Origin of the sequence: Pseudomonas sp. RIT-PI-r (genome assembly GCF_001297015.1) — a bacterium.
Lineage (GTDB): Bacteria > Pseudomonadota > Gammaproteobacteria > Pseudomonadales > Pseudomonadaceae > Aquipseudomonas.
Map to the genome: position 1 here is coordinate 94,988 of NZ_LIGE01000037.1, position 21,497 is coordinate 116,484.

The following is a 21,497-nucleotide window of genomic DNA, read 5'->3' on the forward strand; positions in this document are numbered from 1 at the left end:
GTCGATGAATCAAGCCCAGACACCTCGGTCAGTCCCCTCTCCCTCCGGGAGAGGGTTAGGGTGAGGGGCTCTTCCGCTCTGAAGCTCTTCAGCTCTACCGCGCAATCCCGACCGAACATCTATTCTTGATAAAGGTCAACCAAGGGAGAACCACGCAGCGGAGGGTTGATCACCGTGCACATCGCCGACATCACCATGTTCTACGCCCCGGCCAGCGGTGGCGTGCGGACTTATCTGGATGCCAAACACCGCCGGTTGGGCGTCAGGCCCGGCATTCGCCACAGCCTGCTGATCCCCGGCGCCGACTTCGGCGAACACGACGGCCTCTACACGGTGCCTGCCCCGGCCCTGCCCTTCGGCAAGGGTTACCGTTTTCCGCTGCGTCTGGCTCCTTGGCGAAATGTCCTGGAGGATTTGCAGCCGGATCTGATTGAAGTCGGCGATCCCTACCTTACGGCTTGGGCCGCTCTGGATGCACGGCGGACGCTGGACGTGCCGGTCATCGGCTTCTATCACTCGGACCTGCCGTTGCTGGTCAGCAATCGCATGGGCCATTGGGTCACGCCGAATGTCGAGGCTTATGTCACCAGGCTTTACGGCAACTTCGACCGCGTGCTCGCGCCAAGCCAGGCGATGGCCGACAAACTGATTGGCCTGGGCGTGCGCAATGTCTACGTTCAACCATTGGGTGTGGATCTGCAAACCTTCCACCCCGAGGCTCGTGACCTTGGTCTGCGCGCAGAACTGGGTCTGGCCGAAGACACGCGTCTGCTGATTTTCGCCGGGCGTGGTTCGAAGGAGAAAAACCTGCCGGTGCTGCTCAAGTGCATGCAGCGCCTCGGCCCGCGCTATCACCTGCTGCTGGTCGGCTCATCAATGCCGGCGCTGGTGCCGGACAACGTGACGGTGATCGACGAATTCTGCCCGGCGCCGAAGGTCGCACGCCTGATGGCCAGTGCCGATGCGCTGTTGCATGCCGGTGATCAGGAAACCTTTGGTCTGGTGATCCTCGAAGCGATGGCGTGCGGCATTCCGGTGGTCGCCGTCGCTGCCGGAGCGTTCGAAGAAATCGTCGACGAATCCTGCGGTCTGCTGTGCACACCAAACAATCCGCAGGCCATGGCCAATGCCGTGCGCGAGTTGTACAGCCGCGGCTGCGCAAACCTCGGCCAGCAAGCGCGTCAGCACGTCGAACGCTATTACGCCTGGGACACCGTCGTCGACAGCCTGCTCAGTCATTATCACGCCGCCCTCGGCCACACCTTGCCACGGGTGGCCAATGCTTGAGTCCCCGCGTGCGCCCGCCGTATTGCTGGTGCTGCATGACGTGGCGCCGTCGACGTGGGCGGACTATCAGGCCTTTGTCGAGGCGGTCGATGCACTGGGCAATGTGCCGCTGACCTGGCTGGTGGTGCCCGATTTCCACCGGCACGAGGCCCTCGACGATCATCCGGCGTTTTGTCGAATGCTCGATAAGCGTGTCGCCCGTGGCGATGAGTTGGCGTTGCACGGGTATTTCCACGACGACCAAGAGCCTGCCCCGACCACGCCGCGCGACTGGTTCATGCGCCGTGTTTACACCCATGAAGGGGAGTTCTATCGTTTGTCCCGTGAAGCCGCCCTCGCCCGTGTGCGCGCCGGTATCGAAGTGTTCCAGCGCCATGACTGGCCACTGCACGGCTTCGTCGCCCCGGCGTGGTTGATGAGCGATGGCACCCGTCAGGCACTGCGCGAATTGCCGCTGAGCTACACCAGTGATCCGCAGCATCTTTATCGATTACCGGATTTCACCGCCATCGACGCGCCGGGGCTGGTCTGGAGCGCCCGCAGCGCCTGGCGTCGGGGCTTGTCAAAAATAGTCAGCGAGCAGCGTCAGCAGCGCTGGCGTCAGGCACCGGTGATTCGGCTAGGCTTGCACCCCGTGGACATGCGCCACGGTTTTTCCCGTGATTACTGGCTGCACACCCTTGAACGTGTGCTCGCCGAAGGACGCAAACCGATGACCAAAATCAACTGGCTCGCCCGACAGCGCGGTCAACGGGAACACGCCGCATGAGCCGCAGTATTTTGTTGCTGATCGGCCTGCTCGCGGCCGTGCTGATTCCGGTCGTGCTTGGCGGTGGCGACACCTGGGCGCGCCTGCAAAGTTTTCCGCTGCTGTGGTTGTTGATCATGTTCGGCATGATTCTGCTCTGCTGGGGCATCAACACCCTGCGCTTGCGTCTGTTGCTCGGCGATCAACGCGACCGGGTCACGCCAATGAGAAGTCTCGGCGTGGTGATGGCCGCCGAATTCGCCTATTGCGCCACACCCGGCGGCAGCGGCGGGCCGTTGACGATCATGGCCCTGCTCGCTCGCAGCGGCGTGCGCCCGGCGCGGGGCAGCGCTGTGTTCGCCATGGATCAACTGAGTGACCTGCTGTTCTTTCTTTGTGCGCTAAGCGGGATTCTGATTTACGCGCTGTTTCAGCACCTCAGTGATCGCCTGGAATGGCTGCTGATGGTCAGTGCGGTTTCGTTGTTGGGTGGCTTGTTCAGTTGCGTGCTGGTGGCGCGTTATCACCGCGTATTGATTCGCCTCAGCGGCCGCTTGTTGGCCAGGATGAACGTCAGCGCCATTACTCGACGGCGCTGGGCGCGCAAGTTGCTGCACTTTCTCGCGGCATTCACCGACACCTTGAAGTTGCCATGGCAGACACTGGTCAAAGTCTTTGCCCTGACCTGCGTGCATTGGTTGCTGCGCTACAGCGTGTTGTATCTGGCGTTGCGCGGGCTTGGCGCGGACTTGCAGTGGGCCTGGAGTTTCCTGGTGCAGATGCTTTCGCTCGGCGCCGGGCAGTTCAGTCTGTTGCCAGGTGGCGCGGGGGCGGCGGAATTGACCTCGGCGGCGCTGTTGGCGCCGATGGTGGGGAAATCGACGGCAGCAGCGGCGATTCTGATCTGGCGGGTGGTGACGTATTACTTTTATCTGCTGGTGGGTGGCCCGGTGTTTTTGTTGATGCTGGGGCGGCCGTTGCTGAGGAAACTGATGAAAGTGCGTCAAGCTTAAAAGATCGTCCGACTCTGGTTTTACCTGCTCCCACAATTCAGCCGCACCGGGAAACTCGGTGCCATCCTCCGAGCTCATGTCCTCCGGGTCGTAGCGACTCAAACAACCCTCGCCCAACGTCGCCGGTGCTTTGGAAGTGGCTTTGTCCAGTGGATCGGTCATGGCTTTTCCTCAAAGCAGAAATGACAAAGGGTCTGGACGATTGAACGCCCAGACCCTTGGTTTTTCAAGCCTGCGGGCGCTCGATCAGAACACCACAGTCTTGTTGCCGTGCACCAGCACGCGATCTTCGAGGTGATAACGCAGGCCACGGGCCAACACCATCTTCTCGACGTCACGGCCGAAACGCACCATGTCTTCGATGCTGTCACTGTGGCTGACGCGTACCACGTCCTGCTCGATGATCGGGCCGGCGTCCAGCTCTTCGGTCACATAGTGGCAGGTCGCGCCGATCAGTTTCACGCCACGCAGGGAAGCCTGGTGGTACGGCTTCGCGCCAACGAACGATGGCAGGAAGCTGTGGTGAATGTTGATCACCTTGTGCGCGTATTCACGGCACATGTCCGGCGGCAGGATCTGCATGTAGCGCGCCAGCACGACCACTTCGGCATCGTGCTGTTTGACCAGACGCGACACTTCGTCGAAGGCCGGTTGCTTGTCCTGCGGATTGACCGGGACATGGTAATAAGGAATGCCGTGCCACTCGACCATGCTGCGCAGGTCATCGTGGTTGGAAATCACGCAGGAGATCTCACAGTCCAGTTCGTCGCTGTGCCAGCGGTGCAGCAAGTCGGCGAGGCAGTGAGATTCGCGGCTGGCCATCAGCACGACGCGTTTTTTCTGCTCGGTATCGGTAATACGCCAGTCCATCGAAAACTCTTCGGCGATTGGCGCAAACTTCTCGCGCAATACTTCAATACCGAATGGCAGCGAATCGGCACGAATTTCGTGACGCATGAAGAACCAGCCGACCTGATTATCCGAGTGGTGGCTCGCTTCGGTGATCCAGCCATTGTGGGCTGCCAGAAAATTACTGACTTTGGCAACGATGCCAACGCGGTCCGGGCAAGATATCACCAGCCGAAAAGTGCGCATGAGGGGAAAACTCCAGAACTTCGCAAAGGCCGCCATTCTAGCGACTGCGCAGGAAAACTGCAGTATCGATGAGTGCTGGCGTGGGCGCGGCCACGGCGTACGACGTTTTCACGGGGATAATCGTCAGCATGATGGCGCGCCGACAGCACCGTTTGATCAGACAAGTGTGAATATCTGTGATGACTGCATCACACTATTTAACTGAATATTCAGTTTGTCGCTAATACCCTGCAACTAATTCAAATAAAAACTCCGGTTAAATGTTTACTTGATGAAACACCCTGACTATTATTGCGCCACTGTCCCCTGCCATTCAGCATCCTACTAAGGTAGTAATCATGTCCTTGATCAACGAATATCGCGCCACCGAAGAAGCTATCAAAGAGCTGCAAGCCCGTTTGAAGAACCTGTCGCAAGACGACAAACTGCAAGCCGAGCTGGAATTCGAAGGCAAACTGCGCACCCTGATGGGCGAATACTCCAAGTCCCTGCGTGACATCATTGCCCTGCTGGATCCGGATGCAAAATCCAAAGCTCCACGTGGCGGTGCAGTAAAAACTACCGGCACCAAGCGTGCACGCAAAGTTAAGCAATACAAAAACCCGCACAATGGCGAAGTCATCGAAACCAAAGGTGGCAACCACAAAACTCTGAAAGAGTGGAAAGCCAAGTGGGGCGGTGACGTGGTTGAAGGCTGGGCTACCCTGCTGGGCTAAGCCGCAATGCCTTCGCAGAACGTTCTGCGATAAAAACAAACGCCAGCTTGCGCTGGCGTTTTTTTATTCCCGCTATTGTCGGGCGGACATGTTCGATTTCAAAGATTCAAACGTTTGCGCAATGCTTCGACATAATTCTGCCATTCACCGAGTACCTGGCTTTGCATCGGCGCAGCATTAAGCATCCATTGCTCCAGCGCCTGCGTAAAAGAATCGAGGGTATTGGGTGCACCCATTTCGGCTTGGCACAAACGCTGCTGACAAAATATTCGCCAGCGTTCCTGCTCTTCAAAACTCAACGTATCGGGAAAGTTGCGTGCTCGATATCGAAAGAGCAACTCAGGCAAACGTTCATCATCGAAAGGCCACTGCTCTTGCGCTAATTGCGCAGGGTCGGCGGTTCTCACTTGCTCACATAGACGTCGATCACGGTCACCGATAAATCCGTCGTACAACTGTTGTTCCGGATCCTCGCTCGGGGTGAAGTCTTCGCTGGCATAAATAGTCGCAACTTTATCTTTCCAGACTAGTTGTGCGTCAGTTAGCCGCAGTGCCCGTTCCTGATAAAGCGCCATGTCCAGGCCCATGCGTTGCTGATCTGCCGGACGCAACACCGCAAGCGGCGCCACCACCGGGCAACGGTTGACGTGAATCAGCTTCAGCGGCACCGGCAACTCACCTTCAAGCAAGTCATCGCGGCGGGTGTACAGGCGCTGGCGCAGGGTTTGTGCGTCCAGGTCGAGCAAACCCTGCGGGTCGAGGTGCAGGTCGCAGACGATCAAGGCATTACGATTTTTCGGGTGCCAGGCCAGTGGCAGCACCACACCGATGTAATGGCGGGCTGCCGAAAAGCGCCCGGAAACATGCACCATCGGCTGCAACAGACGAATCTGGTCCATGACTTTCTGTTTGCTGCGCAACTGAAACAGCCAGTCATACAACTTGGGTTGTTTCTCGCGGATCAGCCGCGCCAGTGCGATGGTTGCGCGTACGTCCGACAACGCTTCGTGGGCATGGCCATGGTCAATATTGTTGGCGGCGGTCAGGCGTTCGAGTTTGAGGGTGACGCGGCCTTCGTCATCGGTCGGCCAGACCAGCCCGTCGGGGCGTAATGCGTAGGCGGCTCGCACCACGTCGATCAGGTCCCAACGACTGTTGCCACCCTGCCACTCACGGGCGTAGGGATCGAAAAAATTTCGATACAGGCTGTAACGGGTCATCTCGTCGTCGAAACGCAGGGTGTTGTAACCGGCGCCACAGGTACCGGGCGCCGCCAGTTGCGCATGCACCCGGGTCATGAAATCGGCTTCGCTCAAACCCTTGTCGGCGAGCTGGCTCGGGGTGATGCCGGTAATCGCGCACGCCGCCGGATGCGGCAGGATGTCTTCGCTGGGCTGGCAATAGAGATTGACCGGCTCGTCGATTTCGTTGAGGTCGTGGTCGGTGCGAATCCCGGCGACCTGCAACGGGCGGGCGCTACGGGGATTGATGCCAGTGGTTTCGTAGTCGTACCAGAAGATGGAAGTCACGGGCGGTTCCTGAACTGAAGATCGGCGAAGTCTAGGCGTTCAACCGCGGTCGCGGCCAGCCTCGCGTCATTCAAGCACCTTGTGCCACACGATGTGCAATACATAGTTATGTCGTTTTCCCCCGAGAGGCTGCTAGCATCGGCCCCACTTGCACCCCGAACAGGCGAACATCAGGTAGCCCATGCTCGAGCCCACAGCACCGCCAAGGAAAGCACCGCTGACCCCGCCGCTGGATACGCGGCACCAGGTCGAAACGCCGGAAGGCATCGACCTGCCATTGCGTCCGGCCGGGTTGATGGTGCGTGCAGTGGCTTTCACGATCGACCTGGGCTTGCGCGGGGTGATCATCGGCGTCCTGTTCATCGTCCTCGCCTTCCTTGGCAAACTCGGCATGGGCCTCGGCTCGCTGCTGCTGTTTGCCGTGAGCTGGTGGTACATGGTGCTGTTCGAAGTACTGCGCCAGGGACGCTCGCCGGGCAAGCAGTGGATGGGTCTGCGAGTGGTCCACGATGACGGCACACCGATCGGCTGGTCAGCCTCGCTGCTGCGCAACCTCCTGCGATTTGTCGACTTGCTGCCATTCGGCTATTTCTTCGGCGCCATCAGTTGCCTGCAGCACCCGAGCTTCAAACGCCTCGGCGACATCGCCGCCGGCACGCTGGTGGTTTACACCGAACGAGCGCTCAACCGTCCACAATTACCCGGCGCCGAACCTCGGCGTGCACCGGTCCCGCTGACCCTCAACGAACAACGCGCGGTACTCGGTTTTGCCGAGCGTCAGGGAGAGTTATCACCGGCAAGGGTCAATGAGCTGGCGGCACTGCTCGCCCAGCCCCTGCATATCAGCGCACCGAAAGCGGTTACGGAACTCAACGGCATCGCTCGCGGCTTATTGGGCCCGATATGAAACAGAGCCTTTTCGAGAGTCGTCACAAGGCCGAATGGGAGCGCTTTGCACTGGCACTCGAACGCCTTGAGCGCGGCAAGCAAACCTCGCAGGTCAGCGGTTTCCCCAAAGCGTATCGCAGGCTTTGCCAGCACCTGGCACTGGCGCAGGAGCGTGGCTACAGCAGTTTTCTGATCGACTCATTGCAGCAACAGGCGTTGCGCGGCCATCAGCAGCTTTATCGCCATCGCAGTCGACTCGGCGCCAATCTGCTCAGTTTTATCCTCGCTGATTTCCCGCGACTGGTTCGCAGCGAATGGCCCTTCGTGCTGGTTGCCGGCCTGTTGTTTTTCGGCAGCCTGATCGGTGTCGGCGTGCTGGTTCATGCGTTTCCCGAACTGGTCTACAACCTGATTCCCGCCGATCAGGTGCGCGAGATGCAAGGTATGTACGACCCGGTCGCCGGGCACCTCGGGCGAACCACCGAACGTGCGGCCAGCGAAGACTGGGTGATGTTCGGTTACTACGTGATGCACAACATCGGCATCGCTTTTCAGACCTTCGCCAGCGGATTGCTCGCCGGTGTCGGCAGTGCGTTCTTTCTGTTCTACAACGGTCTGGTGATCGGCGCCGTGGCCGGTCACCTGAGCGAAATCGGTTTCGGCCAGACATTCTGGCCGTTTGTGATCGGCCATGGGGCCTTTGAACTCAGCGCCATTGCCCTTGCCGGTGCCGCCGGCTTGAAACTGGGTTGGGCATTGATAGCGCCGGGACGCCTGACACGCGGCGAAGCACTGCGACTGGCCGCGCGCAAAAGCGTGTTGCTGATCTGCGGGGTCATGCTGTTCCTGCTGATTGCGGCCTTCATCGAGGCCTATTGGTCGGCGAAAACAACTGTCACGCCGCTGACCAAATATGCCGTTGGCGCAGCGCTTTGGGCGTTGGTGGCGATGTACCTGCTGTTCGCCGGAAGGACCCGCCATGCGCCTGAGTGACGCCACCGTAGTGATCCGCCCGCGCACCACCTGGGAAGCCATGGACCTCGGCGTGCTCATGAGCCAGCGCCATCGACGCCTGCTGATGAGCAGTTGGGCGATCGTCACCCTGCCGCTGTTTGTCCTGCTGAGTCTGCTGCTGTGGGACTCGCCGTCGCTAGCGATCTTCATTTTCTGGTGGCTGAAACCTGCCTATGAACGCCTGCCGCTGTACATCCTGTCGAAAGCGCTGTTCGGCGAAACACCCACACTTAAACAAGCCCTGCGCGAATGGCCGCGCCTGCTCAAGCCACAACTGCTGGCCAGCCTGACCTGGCGACGCCTGAGTCTGAGCCGCAGCTTTTCGATGCCGGTGATGCAACTCGAGGGCCTCGACGGCACTGCTCGTCAACAACGCCTGCAAGTGTTGTTGCAACGCAATGCGGGCGCCGCGCAATGGCTGACCATCATTGGCGTGCACCTGGAAACCGCGCTGTGGATCGGCTTGATGGTGCTGTTCTACATGCTGCTGCCACAGCAGATCGAAACCGATTGGGACTGGCAGACCCTGATCCTCTCCGCCGATCATCAATGGCGCTGGCTGGAACATCTGACCAACGCTTTTTACGCGCTGATCCTCGTGCTCTGGGAACCGATCTATGTCGCCTGCGGCTTCAGCCTTTACCTCAACCGCCGCACGCAGCTGGAAGCCTGGGACATTGAACTGGTGTTTCGTCGCTTGCGCCAACGCCTGAACAACGGTGCGCTCGGTCTGCTGCTGGTGATCTGTCTGGTTCTGCCGAATCTGCAACCGGCATGGGCCGCTGAAACCACCAATACTGACGATGCCCCGAGCGCTCCTCGCCTGCTCAATCAGCCACTGACCAGCCAGGCCTCGCACGACAGCATCAAGGCGCTGCTGGAGCAGGCACCGTTCAAGAACAAGGAGTCCGTCACCCGTTACCGGTTTGGCGACGACCCGGCCGCACCGGCCACGGAGAACAAACCCGGTGAAGCTCCACAGTGGCTGAAAACCTTGCTGGGCTGGCTCGACGGTCAGCATTTCAACGTTCTCGCCAAGGTCATTGAAGTAGTGTTGTGGGCCACGCTGATTGCAGCACTCGGCTGGCTGATCTGGCGCTATCGCGAGTTTCTGCGCACCTTCGTCAGTCGCCAGCCGATTCTGCCAACGCGCATCAAACGCCCGCTGCCACAACAAGCCTTCGGCCTGGACCTGAACCGGGAAACCCTGCCCGGCGACATTGCCGGCAGCGCCGAACAACTCTGGCTGAGCGATCCGCGTGCAGCATTGGGACTGCTCTATCGAGGCCTGCTCAGCCAACTGGTACACGATTTTGCCCTGACACTGAAACCCGCCGACACGGAAAACCAGGTACTGGCCCGCATCGAACAATTGCAACGCCCCGAACTGCTTCTCTACAGCCACAATCTGACCCGGCACTGGCAGAACATGGCCTACGGGCACCGGATTCCACCGGCACACCTGCAACAAGAGTTGTGCAGTGGCTGGCGCGCCCTGTTCGATCAGGAAATGGCCCGTTGAACCGGCGTTCTCTGTGGCTGACCGGCGCTTTGATCGTCGTGCTGCTGGGCACGTTGAGCATCTATTTGTTCATCAAGGCCCGGCCTTATCAGGAAGTCGTCGATCACGGCCCCTCGCCAGCCGCGCAGGCCAATCCTTATCTGGCGGCAGAAATGTTCCTGCGGGATCGTGGCCTCAACGTCAGTCATGCCCAAAGCCCGTCGGTACTTGCCGATATCGACCCGCATAGCAACACGCTGCTGCTGTTCGGTGAGCGCTCGAAGATGCCGCCACGCGAGATCGATCAAGTCCTCAACTGGACCCGCGCGGGTGGTCGACTGGTGTTTGTCGCCGAATCGCTGTGGGATGAGCGCAGCAAACAGAGCAATGATTTGCTGCTCGATCGGGTGCAGTTGCATCAGTTCCTGAGCAAGGACTTGAAGGATCCACCCGAAGATCAGGAAAAAGACCGCTTTGCGCAACTGACCAAGCTGTATCTGGAGGACGAAGACGCACCGGCCTACGCCGGTTTCGACACCGATTTTCACCTCGAAGACCCGAACAATCTCGCGCAGGCCTGGGCCAATAGCGCCAAGGCCACCCACATGATGCAACTGGCCTACGGCCTCGGCACCGTCACCGTGGTCACCGATGCCGACCTGTGGAAAACCCCGTCGATTGCCAAATACGACAACGCCTGGCTGCTCTGGTATCTGAGCGCCGACACTGCCGTCACCCTCATCTACAACACAGAACACGAGGGCCTGCCGAGCCTGCTTTGGCGTTATTTTCCGCAGGCTATCGTCGCCCTGCTGGCGCTGATCGGCCTGTGGCTCTGGCACGTCGCTGTCCGCCACGGGCCCGTTCAGGCGCCGGCCCCGGCAGGTCGTCGACAGTTACGGGAACACCTGCGCGCCAGTGCCGATTTCATCCTGCGCCACAACGGCCAGCACACGCTGTTGCAAGCCTTGCAACAGGATGTACTGCGCCGCGCGCGGCGCCGGCATCCCGGCTTCGACCAATTGAACGTTGCCGAGCAATGGCTGGTGCTGTCGCGCCTGACCCGGCAACCGACCCGCGCTATCAGTCAGGCCCTGAGCCCAGCGCCGAAACAGCGCTTGTCCGCCGCTGACTTCAGCCGCCAGGTCGCCCACCTGCAAACCTTGAGGAACACGCTATGAGTGAACACATCGAGCCCGGCAGCGCCGGTCACGTCGCCCAGCAACGCCAGCGTGCCAGCCAGTTGGCGCAAGCAGTGCGCAACGAATTGCACAAGGCCGTGATCGGGCAGGAGGCGGTGATCGATGATGTGCTGACCGCGCTGATTGCCGGCGGTCATGTGTTGCTCGAAGGCGTGCCCGGTTTGGGCAAGACCTTGCTGGTGCGGGCGTTGGCGCGTTGCTTCGGCGGTGAGTTCGCGCGCATCCAGTTCACCCCCGACCTGATGCCCAGCGACGTCACTGGTCATGCGGTGTACGACCTGCACACCGAGCAGTTCAAGCTGCGCAAGGGACCGCTGTTCACCAACCTGCTGCTGGCCGACGAGATCAACCGTGCGCCAGCGAAAACCCAGGCGGCACTGCTTGAAGCGATGCAGGAACGCCAGGTCACCCTCGAAGGTCGGGCGCTGCCCATCGCTCAGCCGTTCATGGTGCTCGCCACGCAAAACCCGATCGAACAGGAAGGCACCTATCCGCTGCCGGAAGCCGAACTCGATCGCTTCATGCTCAAGGTTCGCATGGATTACCCGGACGCCGATCAGGAACTGAACATGGTGCGTCAGGTCAGCCGCTCGACCCGCGCCGACATGCTCGATGTGCAGCCGTTGCGCACGGTGTTGCAAGCCAAGGACGTGCAGGCCCTGCAGCGCATTGCCAGTGATTTGCCGCTAGACGATCAGGTGCTCGACTATGCCGTGCGCCTTGCGCGCAGCACCCGCAGCTGGCCCGGCCTGACTCTGGGTGCCGGGCCTCGGGCGTCTATCGCGCTGGTGCGCTGTGCCCGGGCTCGTGCGTTATTGCGCGGTGGTGAATTTGTGATTCCGGACGACATCAAGGGTTGTGCACTGGCGGTGCTGCGGCACCGTGTGCGCATTGCGCCGGAGCTGGATATTGAAGGTTTGCAGGTCGATCAGGTGCTGCAGCAATTACTCGACCAGACGCCGGCGCCGCGCCTGTGACTATCTTTGCAAGCTCAAAAGATCATCGCCGTCGGCTGCTCCTGCGGGGCATCGTGACCGGTGCAGGAGCTGTCGCGGGCGCTGATCTTTGCGGTACCGCGCCATGAAACCCTCGCGCCTTTTGCTCATCTGGCTCGCGGTTCTGTGCGTCATCGGCGTGCTGACAGGCACGCTGCGAGCTCTCGCCATCGAGGTGCCCGCCAGCATCCTGTCGATCAACTGGGGCTTGCTGCTGGCGTTGCTGACCTTGGCAATTTTCGATGCGGTGCGGCTGTATCGCCGGCCCTCGCCACGGCTCGACCGGCAAGTCCCCGGCAGCCTGGCGCTGGGGCGCTGGGGTGAAATACACCTCGGTATCGAACACGACTTTGCCGAGCCATTGCGCATCGAACTGTTTGACCATGTGCCGGAAGGCCTGGCCAGCGAAAACCTGCCGCTGTCAGTCGAACTGCAACCGGGCCAGTGCTGCCAGGCTGGCTATCGCCTGCGCCCGCTCAAGCGCGGTCACTTCACCTTCGAACACTGCGAAATCAGCCTGCCCAGCCCCTTTGGCCTGTGGACGGCAAAACGCCTGGTTGGCCTCACCGACCACACCCGCGTCTACCCGGATTTCGCCCGGCTTTACGGCGGTGAGTTGCTCGCGGGGGATAACTGGCTCAACCGCCTCGGCGTGCGTCAGCGTCAGCGTCGCGGCCAGGGCCAGGAATTTCATCAACTGCGCGAATTTCGCGAAGGCGACAGCCTGCGCCAGATCGACTGGAAAGCCACTGCCCGCCAGCGCACTCCGATTACCCGGGAATACGAGGACGAACGCGACCAGCAGATCATTTTTCTGCTCGACTGTGGCCAACGCATGCGCAGTCAGGATGGCGAGCTGTCGCACTTCGACCATGCGCTCAACGCCTGCCTGCTGCTGAGTTACGTGGCCTTGCGTCAGGGCGATGCTGTGGGCCTGTGTACATTTGCCGGCGATCAAGTGCGTTATCTGGCGCCAGCCAAAGGCTCGAGACAACTCACCGACCTGCTCAACTCGGTCTACGATCTCGACAGCGGCCAACGGCCGGCCGACTACCGGGCAGCGGCCAGCCAGTTGCTGGCCAGGCAAAAACGTCGGGCATTGGTGATACTGGTCACCAATCTGCGTGATGTCGATGATGAAGAGCTGCTGGACACGGTCAAACGATTGAGCAGCCAGCACCGGGTGCTGGTTGCCAGTCTTCAGGAGGAGGTGCTGGACCAGTTGCGTCAGCAGCCGGTGCAAAGCCTCGATGAAGCGTTGACCTATTGCGCCACGGTCGACTACCTGAATGCCAGTGCGCAATGCCGAGAGCAATTGATCGCGCATGGCATTTCGGTCCTGCAAACCCGGCCCGAGGCGTTCGGGCCGGGTCTGGTGACGCAATACCTGAGCTTGAAAAAAGCAGCGCTGTTCTAGTCCTCACTCTGCCCGGCCGACGGCGCCGGCCCCAAAGACATCGGATTGAGCGGCGATCGCTTGAGCAGGCGCGAAGCTTCCAGTTGCAGGGCATAAGCCCCACCAATGGTTCCCGTGCATTGCCAACTCAAACCCGCACTGGTCAATCGGCGATACGTGCCCAATGCCGGTTGCACGCTGGTCAACCCAAGTTCCAGAGCCGTTGAGTAGCCTTTCAATCCAAGACAGATGTCGCGATTGAGCAGGTGACTGGTGGCGTTGTCGACCGATAACCAGATGGTGTGTACCTGCTGAGTTCGGGGAAACAGGGTTTTCTCGCCCCAGACCGTTTTTCCGACATCGTTCAACTGAATCAGTGCATCGTCCCAGACATTGGCATTCATTGATGTGAATTTGAACAGATGGGAGCGAGCCGGATTCAGCGTCTCATCGAAGTTGTCCAGCATTGCGAGCACTTCGTTGTCTCCCGCCGCGGCCACCTGCCAGGAAAAAAACGCCCAGCCTTCGCTGTCCGTCACCACCCGAACAGTGCTTTGCCCGGTCCAGAAAATCACTTCAACACCGGAGGCCGCCTGGCGAGTGTCCGACAAGCGAATCTTCAGGCCCATTACTACGCTTTCCCCTACTTGCGGGTCGAACGTAGGTTCGCGTACCTCGGCAATCTCGGCCCTCACGGACTTGGGCTGTTGGTCTCGCGCTGTATCCACAATTTCCTCAAGAGGGTTCAAGGGCGGCAGCGCCGTTGCGGTATCCGGTGCAACGACCGCCGCCAGCACCGAGAACTCGAAGGTGAATGAAGGTGCGACGTCTGTTTCGTTGTACAGGCTCGGCACCGTGGCAACTACCGTAATGCTGCCCGGTTGCGTGGCGGTAAATGCAAAACGGGCCCAGCCATTATCTTCAGTCCGCACGGGGGTTGCAGCCCCCTGATAGGCAAAGCTGACTTCCGTTCCCGGTACGGCGCGACCGGTGTAGAAAGAGCGACTCCTGACTTCCAGAAAAGTGCTTTCACCGATAAACAGGTCAAACGTCGGCCCGCGCACTTCGGCGATTTCGAGCCGGTTATGGTCCAGCAACATCTTCATTGGCGGATAGTCGAAGTGCGCCTGCGGCAGGGTCACCGCCAGCGCCGACTCTGCGCGTTCAGTACTGTTGACTGCATCCAGCGTCCAGTCCAGGCCATTGCTGGGCAACTCGCGCGCATAGTCAGGAGCAAGCGTGGCATTGAGCGATAGGTTCGCGTCATTCACCCATCGGGCAGTGACATCCAGGCCAGTCAACACGCTTTCGGGATTGGGCAGGAATTGCAGGCGATGTTGACCGCCCAGACAGGGATAGGAAGTACTGGTGCCGTCCAGCGGTCGTTCATCAAAGCTGAATATCCCCTCGTCTTGCAGAACCGAGGAGAACAATCTACCCGCCAATTCATAAGGCGTGATCTCTTCATGACACAGGTACAACAGAAAACGGCCACTGGTACTGGACGTAGAACTGACCTGCCAGGACAAACCTTCTTTCGGCAAAAGTCGGGGAATACCCGGATCAGGCTCAACCTGAAAATCCACAACGGAGCCGTCCTCACCTATCAGCTCCAGATAAAACGGCTCGCCAACCAGAGTCTCTCCCACCGGTTTGACCAGCAATTCGACCGGTTCGGCATTGCGCGCACACAGCAAGCCAACCGTCCCGGCGGCCTCGCCTGCCAACGTCACCGCGGTCAATTGCGCTAGCGGATTTTCCGGCAACACGGTGATCTCGAACCGGTATTCGAGGGTTTGCTGGTCATAGTGACTGACAATCCTCGCTGTAACGGTAGACGAGCCTTCTTCCTGGGGGTTGAAGGCGTACTGCGACCAACCGTCGGCGCCCGTCGACAGCGTCTGGTCCAGCGTGCCGTCAAGAAACCACTGTACACCGACGCCGCTAACGGCCCCTACACCCGGAACCCTCGACAGCACCTGAATCTGCACCGGCAACGCCGCCCCACCCACCGAAGGAAAGCGGGTCGGCAGCTTCACTTCCCCCAGTTCCAGCCAGTTATGCGCCAGTGCCAGCGCCTGCGGGGGCGAAGGCTGCAGCAACTTCGAACAACTGACATTGAATGTGAAAAAGCTGTCGCGCAGATTGCCACACGCCATCGTCCATACCTGTCCTGGCTCCTGCAGCGGGTTGCCGTCGTCCAGCAGCGGCATAAAGTTCATGCCCAGTCCGTCCGGAGTGTCCTCCCCAGCCCAATGCAACGCCAGTTCGGTGTCGGCCAGGAAGTGCTTCTCTGCAAATGCCAGCGACACCGCATGGTTCGCGCCTCGGCAAGGATGGGCCGTCGCGCTGCCCCAGATCCCATCGCGTGGAGGCCCGTCGAGGGCAAACCGGGCGCTCACCCAGGGATCCTCTTTCAGTACCCGGACCGCAAACACATGCCGGGCTTCTTCCTTTGCGTAATAACTGTCGACCGACGCTTCGATCAGCCACTCACCAGCAATGTCGGGCGTCCAGATCAAACGCGACTCGCCGTTCGGATCCGAAGGCTGAACGGCCAACACGACATCATCCTCACCATTGGTGCCCTTGAGCGTCCAGGTGACCTCACGGTTGGCCAGCGCTGTTTCGGTGTAATGCGCTTGCACACGGACTGAAAGTTCCATGTGCTGCGCGAGGTCGATCACCGGATACCACTCGGGTTCCTGCAACGCGATGACGTCGAGCTGGAAATGCCCGCAAACCACCGGCAACGCATAGGTGTCAGCGGTGTACTCACTTCGCACGCCCAGGGTGCGCTCGATTTCTGTGTCCTGAGTAATCCCGGCGCAGTTGATCGCCCAGGGATCGGTCACAGGATGCTCCCGCCCCCAGAGCGGACCGGCAGTCAGAATATTCTCGGGATCCTGCTCCGCATTGTCGACGAGCAGTCCCGCCCGCGTATCGATCCAGACACTGTCGCTGGCCAGTTGCAGAGTCATCTCATGCACGGCACCGAAGCACAGGTGCAGCCTGTCGTCGGACGGTTGTGCGACACCGTCGATTGACACACTGTCCAGTCGCAAGTCTTCAAGAAACAACTCGACGCGCGCCGAGGTGAAACGTACCGCACCCGGGCGACCCGGCCCGCCATTGTCCGGACTCATAACGGTGAAGGTGACGGTCTGCTCTTCAGTCTCCAGGGCAAGCGTGTGCGAATATTCGACCAGGTTAAGATCCAGCAGCAGGCCGTCAGGGCTGACTTGCAACTCAGTCGCCCTCTGGCGTGAAGGCACCAGCCGCAGATCCACCTCCCCGCCGAGTCCGGGATTGATCCGCAACGTACCTTCCGCGCCCTGGACTGCCTCGTAGGAAAACAGCAATTTGTATTCGGCCCTGCGCGGTGTAGGGCGCGGCCGCGTTGCCAGTGAGATGGACTGCAAGCCTTCACCCATGTTCGTGGCGTTCATGAAGCCGATCGTTTGGCCCTGCCACAAACCTTCCTGGCGGCTGACCTTACGTTCGTCATTGATCTTCCAGTCACTCAGGTCCTGGATGAAATCGCCGTTAACGATGAAGTTGTGGCGGGCGTGGATAGTGTGTTCACTCATGGCAGTTGCTTCCCTGCCCGTTGGGCGCGCATGGCCGTAGCGGGCGGATAGTTGACGGGGCTGGATTGGAGTAACTCTTCGACCTGAGCAGCGAACGCCTGCCCACCATCGCGCGCCTGATACACCAGCGTCAGAATGACGTCTGTCAATGAACCCAGAAGGCTTGCTTGAGCGAGTTGGTCATGGCGCGGCAGGGTTAGTACATATTCGGCGTGCACGCCGGTGCCTTCGAAAGGCAGGTAACGCTCATCGTCGATCCGCATGGCGATACCGTTGTCGTCCAGCCCCAGGGACAGACCGATCTGCTGGTAAGGCCGCAGGTTCTGCACCAGCGTGCCGGGCGCAGGATTGCCGCTGGCCGGGTCATGCAGATACTTGACCGCCTCAAGGTCTGGTTCCAGCAAGGTGGAACTGGTGATTTGTACGAACGTCGCGCAGATATTCTGATACGGCCCCAGGAGACCGGGAAAAGTCAGAGACAAACCTATGACCTGCCGGCAGTAATGCCCCGGATAGTCTTCGTTGAAGAGTTTTTCATTGAGCTTGATTGCCAGCGTCCCCGATGTTTTGAAGTCCGCCCAAGCGGCCGAATCCAGTGTGCGCAGGGATATCGTCTTGACCAGTTGCAGCCGGTGTTCGTCACGTTTGATGCGCGCCGCGGCCATGCGCAGCAAATCGAGTTTCAGCGACTGGCCGGTGGTGAATCCGTGGCAGGCGTCCATCCATACATCGGGTCGGACGAACCGGCTCTGGTAATCGCCCAATTCATACTGCCAACAGGTTTCAGCGCACAGGCACAGACCGGCGACGACATCGTAGACCTGATAAATCAAGGTCTTGACCTGGCCGACCACCCAGTTGGTCAGCGCTGGGCCCGTCGCGCGACTCTGATAGAACGCATATACAGCCAAGACCTGTTTGTTGACGATCTGGCTCTGCTGCAAACCGGCACGGGCCGCATCGAGGCTATGTTCCTGCGCCAGCAACTGTTCGCGCAGCACCCGCAATTCGGCCAACGATTGATCCCGGGCCAACTCCCATTCCTGCTGGCGGCGTCGGTACTGCTCGATGACGCCGAGTTCTTCGGCCTCGCCGCGCAAGTTGTCTGCACCGATCTGAAAGCTATCGGCCAACGCATAGAACGGGCCGGCAAGACGGTAGCCGCCGAAAGAGGCCCCGGCAATATTGGGCAGCGTATCCAGTGCCCCCCCCAATATCCGGCTGGACTGGACACCTACCGCCCAGTCCCGGGCCGATCGGCTTTTTTGCAGAACAAGATTCTCGGCCTCGGAAACCCCTTCCCTGGCCAGCGTCTCATAGTGCTGCGCGCGGGCGTTGACCATGCTCTCGCTTTGGCGCAACGACGCGGCAGTCGCCTCGATCTGGGCAATCGTCGATTCATGGATCGCCATGGTGTAATCGGCCAGCTCGATAAGATGACTTTGCTGCAGCGTTTCCAGCTCACCGCGATCGCGCAATTCCAGCCAGGTACGCAACTGATCTTCCTGCTGGATCAGAAATTCCACGCCCTGTAGCGCCAGGTTATAAACGGCTCGCCATTTGTACGGCACCACCTGCACCTGGCCTCCCGGATTACGCGCCACGCCCTGACCGCCATTGGCCTGAGCGCGCAACAGCTCCAGCGGATCCATCGTCCGGCTGAACAAGGGGATCGACAGGGGCTGGCCATCGATCGAACGATTGTTGCGCAAGTTGTGCTGCCGCGAGTTGAGCAGATTCCACAGCGCTTTGGGCCTTTCATTGATCCCGGGACGAAATGCCCCCGAGCCCAGCAGATCGAAATAAGGCGTGATCGGCATCGACGACGGTACATCGGCCGGAGTGAGTGCAAGGCTCGCTTCAAATGCCTTGAGCGGATCGCGCCGGCTGACCAGACTCAGGACGTCACGGAGCTTTTTCGCCTGCCATTTGCTCGCTGTGCGTGTGATCGGCTCCTCACCGAGCAAGGTCAACGCTCTGCTGTAATTGAGCCCCGCATGCACCATGCTGTCGTAATCCAGATGGCGATAAAGCGCATCGCCCCACGCGATCAGGTTTTCCACATAACGCAGGAAAATCGCGATCTTGAAATGCACCGGCGCGCAATAGCCAATGGCATCCGGGTCTGAAGGCGCCGCGCTTTCATACGAACACTCGATGTTTTCGTTCTGCAGGGGGCGGCAGCGCCAATAGGCCGGTGCCGGGATCATCGGAGGGGTTTCGGGGTCAGGACTTACACTAGCCACCACCTTGCGCGCCAGCGGGTCGAACACGTATTCGTACCAGCCTTGCGCCTCGCGCTGGCGATCTTCTGCCGACAAGCGCGCACCGACCAGATCCGGCGTATGAAAGAACAGCTCCCAGAAGTACAAACCGTTGCAGCCATCGAACGGCCCATTCTCCTCGATACTGCCATCAGGCATGCGCGGCTCCTCGACATGCTGGGTATCCCAGGCGAGCAGCGCATCCACCGAGACCGCCGCGCGACTGGTCAGCACCGGGCCGAACGTGGAGTTCAAGCGCGAAAACCTGAGCGCCTGAGCACTGTTGTTGAAACTCAGGAACTGCGCGCCCTCGCTGCTGCTCTTGTCGATGGAAGGCGTCAGGTACAACCGCGGCCGCTCCTTGAGCGTGACGGCAAACTTGCTGCGGCCATGACCTTTTTGCCCTTCCGCCACCTCACCGAAAGCAAATTCGATCGGCGTGTCGATCGGAAAATTGTTGATGCCCAGCGATGGCGCTTGACGACGATAGGTACGCCAAGCTGTCGCATAGTGACCATCCAGAACGCCGGTCGAAACCCAGTCCGCAGGATCGTCCTGAGTCCGGGCACCGAACACCAGGCTGAACATCACCGGGGTATAAAGGATCCTGGGCAGCAGTTGGTTCTGCTCATTCAAAACCGCATCGCCCAGACCGGTGATGGAAAAACCGGCGCCGGCGCGCACTTCGTCCTGGGTTCTGTTCAGCAGGACCGCGAGCAATTCATTGGTCAGGGGGGCGACGGCCTCGGCCAGCCAAATGCCGTCGCCGGGTGTCGTCTCAACGAAATCAGCGATGGCAAAAGAGTGGACATTTTCCCTCTCCGAACCCGCCATCAACTCAACGGTGTGAGCCTCTACCGGCATCCGGCGAGTGGTCAGGCTGATCCGCAGTTGCTGCTCGCCGGCCTCGACGATGCGGATGTCGAAGGAGGTATTGGCTGTGGTCGCTCGCCAACCGAGCGACAGGCGTTCAAGCACTCGCCCCTGCTCCCTGACCGCATCGCAGCGCCCGCGCACTCGGAGCACTTCATAAAAGTTACCGTCCGTTGCACGCTCGCGGGTATAGATCGCGTCGATCTCAAGGTTACCGTTGATGCTGCCGGGCGTTTCCACTGTGCTGCTGACCTTGACTGTCGAGTAGTCGGCCGGCACCACCTTTTGTTGCAGGCTGGCCACATCACTGAAACGCCCGAATGTCATTGCCAGCAAAGTCGCCGTATCATCGTTGACCTTACGAAACAGCGCGTCGCGGGTTTCATGGATCTCGATGTCGTGCCGCGGCATCTGCCCGTCCAGGCTGTGCCGATTGGTGTAACAGACAGCCAGTCGATCATCTCGGGGATCACCGTCGCCCAGCGACACGACCGTCAGCCGTCCGTTGGACACGTCGTACTCGCAATCGCGTTTATGCAGCGACAGCGGCGCTGACCATTGGCCGTTCAGGGCGCTGAACGCAAGTTTGATCTCCAGCGACCACGGGGTCTGCACCACACCGTTACTGTCGATCTGACGATCACGCCACTCGCACCAGACCATTACCGGCAGCCCGAGCCAGTTCACACAGCGGATATCGACGACGCTACCGGTTGTGGCAAGTTCGACCTTCTGCCACTCGCCCCAGGCGGCGGGGTTGATCTTGCGGCTGTCTTTGTCCAGCTCGACCTTCACACTTCGCAGGAAATAGGCGAATGGCGCCGTCCGCTCCTGGCCCACCAGGTAATAGCGGGCGTCCTGAACATTCTCGCCATCGATGTAGCCGCTGAGCACATCCAGATCGCACAGGCGCTGGAAAGCCTGGGTGTACTCCATCAAGCCCTGTTGCACCGACGCACTCGTCAAACGCATCTGGTTCAGGCTGTTTTCAAGGGCACGGAACAAGGTGGTTTTTTTCAGACGCAGCGAAGGCACGATGTAGTTTTCCGCCTGATCCTTGAGCAGCACATTGGCCGACCAGGTGCTGTAGTGGCTGAGAAACTGATACCAGTACTGCAAGTCGTCGTCTTCGAAATGGCTGCCTTCGTAACCCTTTTCCATGCCGCTGTATACCGACTGGATATGCTCTTGCAGGCAGCGCACGGTCGAGGATGTCCGGGTAGCTTGCAGCTGCGCGCTGTCACGGGTGTCGAGCATCAGATAGCGGCTCAAATCATCGGCGGTTTTCAACGTCACTGCACCGGACCAGAGTTTCTGTCCCAGCACCGCTTCCACCATGGCCGCCGTGTAGCGTTCTGTCAGTTCATTGATCTGCAGGTTTTGCAT

General features: G+C 60.0%; 14 protein-coding genes and 1 pseudogene. 10 read left to right on the forward strand and 5 right to left on the reverse strand.

All coding sequences use genetic code 11. The features are described from left to right. Positions 1 to 165: 165 nt before the first annotated feature. The 3 genes from AK821_RS22625 to AK821_RS22635 are packed head-to-tail and all read left to right on the forward strand — an operon-like array spanning position 166 to position 3,048. Complete coding sequence (locus tag AK821_RS22625) at positions 166 to 1,287, forward strand: glycosyltransferase family 4 protein (protein WP_236708333.1); 1,122 nt, start codon at positions 166 to 168, stop codon at positions 1,285 to 1,287. After that, entirely contained in the window at positions 1,280 to 2,056 is a 777-nt protein-coding gene (locus tag AK821_RS22630; RefSeq protein ID WP_064391817.1) for a DUF2334 domain-containing protein, read from the forward strand. Before AK821_RS22625 ends, AK821_RS22630 begins: the two co-directional genes overlap by 8 nt. Beyond that, complete coding sequence (locus AK821_RS22635) at positions 2,053 to 3,048, forward strand: lysylphosphatidylglycerol synthase transmembrane domain-containing protein (RefSeq protein ID WP_064391818.1); 996 nt, start codon at positions 2,053 to 2,055, stop codon at positions 3,046 to 3,048. The genes AK821_RS22630 and AK821_RS22635 overlap by 4 nt, the downstream gene beginning before the upstream one ends. A gap of 3 nt (positions 3,049 to 3,051) precedes the next feature. Here AK821_RS22635 and AK821_RS31465 read toward each other — a convergent pair. Together AK821_RS31465 and purU are read right to left on the reverse strand one after the other, a co-directional pair. Continuing rightward, positions 3,052 to 3,210: pseudogene (locus AK821_RS31465) on the reverse strand (hypothetical protein); the annotation flags it as partial. Positions 3,211 to 3,294: 84 nt separating this feature from the next. Continuing rightward, the gene (gene purU / locus AK821_RS22640; RefSeq protein WP_007912774.1) at positions 3,295 to 4,143 is read right to left on the reverse strand and encodes a formyltetrahydrofolate deformylase; all 849 of its coding nucleotides are present in this window, start codon (positions 4,141 to 4,143) and stop codon (positions 3,295 to 3,297) included. Positions 4,144 to 4,481: 338 nt separating this feature from the next. Here purU and mvaT point away from each other — a divergent pair, with 338 nt between their 5' ends. Next, the gene (gene mvaT / locus AK821_RS22645) at positions 4,482 to 4,859 is read left to right on the forward strand and encodes a histone-like nucleoid-structuring protein MvaT (RefSeq protein ID WP_064391821.1); all 378 of its coding nucleotides are present in this window, start codon (positions 4,482 to 4,484) and stop codon (positions 4,857 to 4,859) included. A gap of 98 nt (positions 4,860 to 4,957) precedes the next feature. Here the strand turns inward: mvaT and sbcB are convergent, their stop codons facing one another. Then, positions 4,958 to 6,388: an exodeoxyribonuclease I gene (sbcB, locus tag AK821_RS22650; protein WP_064391822.1), complete on the reverse strand. Its 1,431-nt coding sequence runs from the start codon at positions 6,386 to 6,388 to the stop codon at positions 4,958 to 4,960. A 181-nt stretch (positions 6,389 to 6,569) separates the two neighbouring features. On the opposite strand from sbcB, the gene AK821_RS22655 reads away from it, so the two are divergent. The 6 genes from AK821_RS22655 to AK821_RS22680 all read left to right on the forward strand — a co-directional run bounded on the left by AK821_RS22655 (position 6,570) and on the right by AK821_RS22680 (position 13,405). Beyond that, positions 6,570 to 7,295: an RDD family protein gene (locus tag AK821_RS22655; RefSeq protein ID WP_064391825.1), complete on the forward strand. Its 726-nt coding sequence runs from the start codon at positions 6,570 to 6,572 to the stop codon at positions 7,293 to 7,295. Continuing rightward, positions 7,292 to 8,269 carry a stage II sporulation protein M gene (locus AK821_RS22660; protein WP_064392145.1) on the forward strand — a complete coding sequence of 326 codons (978 nt, stop codon included), beginning with the start codon at positions 7,292 to 7,294 and terminating at the stop codon, positions 8,267 to 8,269. The genes AK821_RS22655 and AK821_RS22660 overlap by 4 nt, the downstream gene beginning before the upstream one ends. Further along, the gene (locus AK821_RS22665) at positions 8,256 to 9,812 is read left to right on the forward strand and encodes a hypothetical protein (RefSeq protein WP_064391828.1); all 1,557 of its coding nucleotides are present in this window, start codon (positions 8,256 to 8,258) and stop codon (positions 9,810 to 9,812) included. Before AK821_RS22660 ends, AK821_RS22665 begins: the two co-directional genes overlap by 14 nt. Then, positions 9,809 to 10,972 (forward strand): DUF4350 domain-containing protein, encoded by a 1,164-nt coding sequence (locus AK821_RS22670; protein WP_064391830.1) that lies wholly within the window; start codon positions 9,809 to 9,811, stop codon positions 10,970 to 10,972. The genes AK821_RS22665 and AK821_RS22670 overlap by 4 nt, the downstream gene beginning before the upstream one ends. Continuing rightward, positions 10,969 to 11,970, forward strand: a complete 1,002-nt coding sequence (locus AK821_RS22675) for an AAA family ATPase (protein ID WP_064391832.1) — start codon at positions 10,969 to 10,971, stop codon at positions 11,968 to 11,970. The genes AK821_RS22670 and AK821_RS22675 overlap by 4 nt, the downstream gene beginning before the upstream one ends. 103 nt (positions 11,971 to 12,073) lie before the next feature. Continuing rightward, entirely contained in the window at positions 12,074 to 13,405 is a 1,332-nt protein-coding gene (locus AK821_RS22680) for a DUF58 domain-containing protein (protein ID WP_064391834.1), read from the forward strand. On the opposite strand, the gene AK821_RS30955 is transcribed toward AK821_RS22680, so the two are convergent. Further along, on the reverse strand, positions 13,402 to 16,974 hold the full coding sequence (locus AK821_RS30955; RefSeq protein WP_177330974.1) for an Ig-like domain-containing protein: 3,573 nt from the start codon (positions 16,972 to 16,974) through the stop codon (positions 13,402 to 13,404). The two genes, AK821_RS22680 and AK821_RS30955, sit on opposite strands and share 4 nt — an antisense overlap. Further along, entirely contained in the window at positions 16,971 to 21,497 is a 4,527-nt protein-coding gene (locus AK821_RS22690; protein ID WP_064391836.1) for a neuraminidase-like domain-containing protein, read from the reverse strand. Before AK821_RS22690 ends, AK821_RS30955 begins: the two co-directional genes overlap by 4 nt.